Origin of the sequence: Agrobacterium sp. CNPSo 2736 (assembly GCF_004005385.1) — a bacterium.
Classification (GTDB): domain Bacteria; phylum Pseudomonadota; class Alphaproteobacteria; order Rhizobiales; family Rhizobiaceae; genus Agrobacterium; species Agrobacterium leguminum.
This window is the reverse complement of sequence record NZ_RZTX01000049.1, coordinates 1-5,111: the sequence shown is the minus strand read 5'-3', so window position 1 is coordinate 5,111 and position 5,111 is coordinate 1. Positions and strand designations below refer to the sequence as shown.

3 protein-coding genes are annotated in these 5,111 nt (G+C 56.7%); all 3 read left to right on the top strand.

The features are described from left to right. Positions 1–231: 231 nt before the first annotated feature. Positions 232–1,110, top strand: coding sequence for a hypothetical protein (locus EM858_RS26970; RefSeq protein WP_245483078.1), 879 nt, complete (start codon positions 232–234; stop codon positions 1,108–1,110). Positions 1,111–1,770: 660 nt separating this feature from the next. Continuing rightward, entirely contained in the window at positions 1,771–4,287 is a 2,517-nt protein-coding gene (locus tag EM858_RS26965) for an ATP-binding protein (protein ID WP_245483077.1), read from the top strand. A 3-nt stretch (positions 4,288–4,290) separates the two neighbouring features. After that, on the top strand, positions 4,291–5,111 hold an 821-nt coding region (locus EM858_RS26960; protein ID WP_205649571.1), incomplete at its 3' end, for a hypothetical protein.

Sequence of the window (5,111 nt, the reverse complement as noted above, 5' to 3'; positions counted from 1 at the left end):
CGGGCCAATCCCGCTCGATGGCTCCGTCAGTGTCCGTCCCCGGGCGCGATCACCGCGAAGGCGCAGCCGAGAGCGGCGGCAGCTTGCTAGCCGACCCCTTGAGGGTTGAACGTGGTAGATCCGGAGACGGACCAGGAAGCCATCACCAGAGAGCGGGATTGGATTGCTCTTATGGAGAACGACAGTGCATTCTGATCTTGCGAGCCCAAGGGTTCGCGACTGCCAAGCGTCATGAAAACGGATAGCGGGCGATCGGCGAAGCATGCGGGGCGAGCTCGCGAAGACAAAGAACTCGGAGACTTGTTATCTTACCGGGCGAGCCGCATAACGAGGCAGTGGAGAGACCCCGGGCTCCGCGCGGAATTCTGCCTTAGCGGTACCGGCACGGTCACCAATCCGATCGTCGGAGCCTTGCAGGCTGGCCAGATTGAGAAAATCTCTCTCGGAGACGAGGCTAAAATACTTATGCATCAAGAAGACATAGAAAAACAGCTTGAGCAAATGCGCAAACTCGGTAGCGTCCGCTCTTCCGAATGGCAGTCCTATACCTGGAAGAATGAGCTCGCCGAGCAAAAGCGGCGGATCGGTATGCACCTTGACGAGGCGCTGAAGGATGCAGAAACCGAGCACAATCCTTATCATATGCTCGAACGAGCCATCGGAATCGCAGCGGTCTGCATGCGGCGGCTGATCGAATGTCGACTGGTGACAGATCGATTTCGCGATACGGCGCTTGAGGTTCACGAGGTGCATGCAAAGGCAGACACGGACTGGCGCGAGCCGTTCATTAGTCGCACCGCCAGCGAAATCTTCAACAACTATGATCTGACCGCCAGATATGCGGAGAAGCGGATTCCGAAGGTCGTTTCCGACAAGATGCTGCACGCACGGGTCATCGGGGTGCTTTCCGGCAACGAATATATGCCGGATGGGCTCCTGATTGCGTCGGACACGCAAAGCAGGACGCAACTCTTCCACTTCACGCCACCCGAGATAGCGTCGATTTTCGATGCATTTCTCGACGACCGGGTTCGATCTTCGACGGACGGGTACTTAGATAAGGACGGCAATATTCAGGGAACGCGTAAGGTATTCGCGACCAGGGAGTAGTCGACCGCTATGTTGGCTGGAGGGCCGAGAGCCCTCGAACAAAAGGATCAACCCTGCCCGACCGTAAGCTTTCGCCATGCGCCCGTCAGACCGAGGCTTAGATTGAAAACTACTACCGCAATCAGCCCGAGGGTTCCCCGGCGGTCGTTCGCCGGACTCACGGCGGCATCCTGACCTACGAGATCACGACCTTCGGTTTGCGGCGGACGCGCTCGGGCCAGACAAGGCTGGTTGTCCCAACCGACGAGGTCCTGGCTTGGGCCGCCGAAAACCCACGTGGGCAGATGGGCGTCAGCACCTATGCGGACGAGCCATTCTGGAGGAAGGCTCCGAGCGCCTAGATCGGTCCGGCCATACGAGCCGCCGTCACGCGGCCAACTGCCCATGCCGATCGATCAGGCGGATCAAGATGGCGTTGGCGTCACCGCCGTGCTTTTTGGCACCATTGCCGCGGAATTGGACGAGCAGTGACAGGCCCAGCCAAATCTTTGGTGACAAACGGAAATAAACCTGGAGCTTTTTGTCGGTTCATTGCTCAATTCATTCTTGCAAGCGTTGGATGATCCTGCAAGAAACTTGAACAATCTTTCGCAAGTAGAGGACATGGGTGCAGCGGCGCGCCTTCGGCCTCACAATCCCAAGAGGGTCAAGGATTCGAGCGTGGCTTCAGCTGGGTGGACGTCGGTTTTTGAAAATTTCGGCCTGAAAGCCGTATCGCGAACCGACAAGGAAAAACAGGCTTATTTGCCAAATGAGGAGCAGCGCGCGGCATTGGCTGCAGCCGGCTATCTACCAAGCTCAGGACCGTCCGCTGATCTCATCGAGATAGAAGTGCTTGGAGAGGCACGTCCGCCTCTGGCGACCTCATATTACAGCTCTTTGCGCGCAGGTTCCGGTCGGGAGCCGGAAACGCGCATGGGGCGCGGGTTGATCACATGGGCTGAAGAAGGAGATCAGCTCGTTATTGGCAATATCGGCAATCGTGTGTACGTCGTGAAGGCCAACGAATGCACGCCGGAAATGGCCAAATCGTCGATACAGAGACGTGTCACGCAGGCATTCAAGCCGCGCGCAAGATTGCTGCAACTGCTTGGCGATCAGCTGATCGGATCTTCAAAGCTGGCGGTCTTCGAACTTGTGAAGAATGCCTATGATGCGGACGCCAGTGAGGTAACAATCACTCTGGGTGATCTGTCCACTGAAGCCCCGTGGATACGGGTGCAAGACAATGGACAAGGAATGTCACTCGATACTATCCGGGACGTCTGGCTTGTCCCGGGGGACGATCACCGTGAACGGGATCGCGATCAGGATCGTAGGTCTCCGAGGTATCGACGCCTGCCGCTCGGCGAAAAGGGAGTTGGACGTTTCGCAGTGCACAAGCTCGGCGGAAAGGTCCGGATGACAACCCGGGCGGCCGGAAACCGCGAATGCTTCGTGTCGATCGATTGGTCCGAATTGATGTCCACCCGGTTTCTCGAGGATGCGCCCGTCACCGTCACCGAGCGCGAAGCCAAAATCTTCACCGGTGAGAAAACGGGTACCAGAATCCGAATAGATAACCTCAGCCAGAAGGATTGGTCGCGAGGAGAGGTCAGAGACCTTTACCGGCAGGTTACCTCCATATCTTCGCCCTTCTCTGCAAAAGACGACAATTTCGTAATAAATTTTAAGGTCCCCGGATTCGAGAGCTGGATTTCAGAACTTCCGGACGCGTCGGAGCTGGTCGAGCGAGCACCATGGCGCTTCGAGTTTGAATTTGACGGCACAACATTTCGCTATACCTACGAGTTCCGGGGGGTCCCCGGAGTTCGGGTAGAGCCTCGCACAGTCCAGCAGAATGAACCGTTGCAGATAAACGCGGAACGTGAGCCGGATGATCTGGACGCTGCATCGGGGCCAAGGCCCAAGCGTTCAATCAGCATCGTCGCCGAAAGTTCGACCATCAACGGCATAGGGCGGCTTAAAGGCACCCTGTACGTGTTTGATCGAGATCGCGAGATCATGTCGAAGTATGCACAGTCGCGCCTGATCGAGCGCTTCCTTGATCAGAATGGCGGCGTACGGGTCTACCGCGATGATATCCGCATTTACAATTACGGGGAGCCCGGAGACGATTGGCTCGGCCTCGACCTCCGACGCGTCAACAGCCCTTCGAGAAATCTCAGCCGAAACATAGTGTTGGGCTTTGTTGACCTTGACCTGGAGGCGAGCACCCAGCTTAAGGAGAAGACCAACAGAGAGGGTTTTGTCGAGAACGGGGCCTACCGCAGGCTGCGCCAACTTGTTCTCGGAGCAATCAGCGTTTTTGAGACCGAACGGCGCCTTGACAAGCAGCGGATCCGTGCTGTGACCGGAAAGGCTCCCAGTGCAGATCGGGATGTCGCAGGTCCAATTGGCGATGTGCGCAAGGTTGCTCGCTCAACGGGATTTCTGCCTGACGTCGATCCTTCACTCAAGCGGGTTGCACAGGAGTTTTACCAGCTCCGGGAGGATTTCCTTCGTGCCGGCATTTCACAGGTCGGTCTTGCCGTCGTTTTTCATGAAGTCGAGCGCGGCATAGGTGCTCTCGCAACCGCATTAGCTGATAGCGCGAATATAGCTGATCTGAGAACACAGGTCGGTCAACTTCAGGGAGTTCTGGAAACTTCGACCCAGTTGCTGCGAAAGGGCGACAAGAAATCGTATTCCCTCAGACAGCTCGCGCGAAGAGCTCGGGACATCACACTGGTCCGCTTCCGCATTCACAAGGTTCAACTTGTTTGCCCAGCTCTGGAGGAAGGGGCAGAAGACGCAAGTTCCGTGTTCGCGTTCGGACTGGCGCTCGGCGCTGTCACCAACATCATCGATAACGCCATACATTGGCTGAAGGTGAGCACGCCCGACGGCACGACATCTGGCGCCCGGCGTATTTTCATGAACGTTGTTCCTGATTACAAGGGGCGCCCTGCGCTGGTGATTGCTGATAACGGCCCCGGTTTCAGGGATCCTCCCGAGCAGTTGGTCGAGCCATTTTTTTCTCGTCGTCCCGACGGCATGGGACTGGGCCTTTACTACGCCAATCTCGCAATGAGCCTGAACGATGGGGAGCTTCTGTTCCCCACGATGGACGATTTCGACGTTCCGGAAGATTTCAATGGCGCCGTGGTGGCGTTGGTATTCAAGGGGGATAGATAGCCTGTGTTCACGCCAGCACGATACGTCATCGTTGATGACAATCCTGACGAACTGAAGCAACTCTCCGACTGCATGCAGAAGATCGGTGCGCCATGTCTGCCGCTGAGATACGATCAGGCAGAAGGGATCGAAACGAAGCATCTGGGTGGGGTGAGACTTCTCTTCCTTGATCTTCATCTGACGACCGGGGCGCAATCCGGGAGTATCGCGCAGACAGCAGGGCTGATCGTGTCGATGCTTGAAGAGGGGATTGTCGCCACCGCAGGGCCATATGTGATCATTCTCTGGACCAAGCATCAGGAGCAGAAGGCTGATTTTGAAGCTTACGTGATGGAAAACCTCGAGCCCCTGAAGCGACCTCTCGCTATCCTCAGTCTGGACAAGAACAATTATCTCGCTGGCGACGCCGGGGAAAAGCTGACCAACGACGTGGGTCAGATTATAGAGACAGATCCCCGGTTAAGAGCGCTTCTTGACTGGGAACGAGAAGTTCTGCGCGCGGCCGGGTCGACCCTTTCCGAGATTGGAACGCTCGTAGCGAAAGAAGACCGGACTGCTGCACGATTCTCTGAGAGACTTGACGAAATTCTCAGCCTGCTGGCGTTCGAGGCAGTGGGAGACGCAAATGCCAAGGCCGATCCTTATAGCGCGATCAACGCTGCCCTAATGCCGATCCTGACAGATCGCATAGCCAACCAGCGCACCGACCCAAAGAGCAATGCCATCTGGCAAGCTGCCGTGACCAAGATCGCGGAAGTCCCCCAACCGTCGCCGGGGGATGCGGCAAAACTCAACTCAATGCTCCATATTGCCAGAGCATCTAC

What these genes read in the sequence shown, in the direction of transcription:
- EM858_RS26970 (WP_245483078.1), top strand. Translation starts at nt 232, where the DNA reads ATGAAAACGGATAGCGGGCGATCGGCGAAGCATGCGGGGCGAGCTCGC.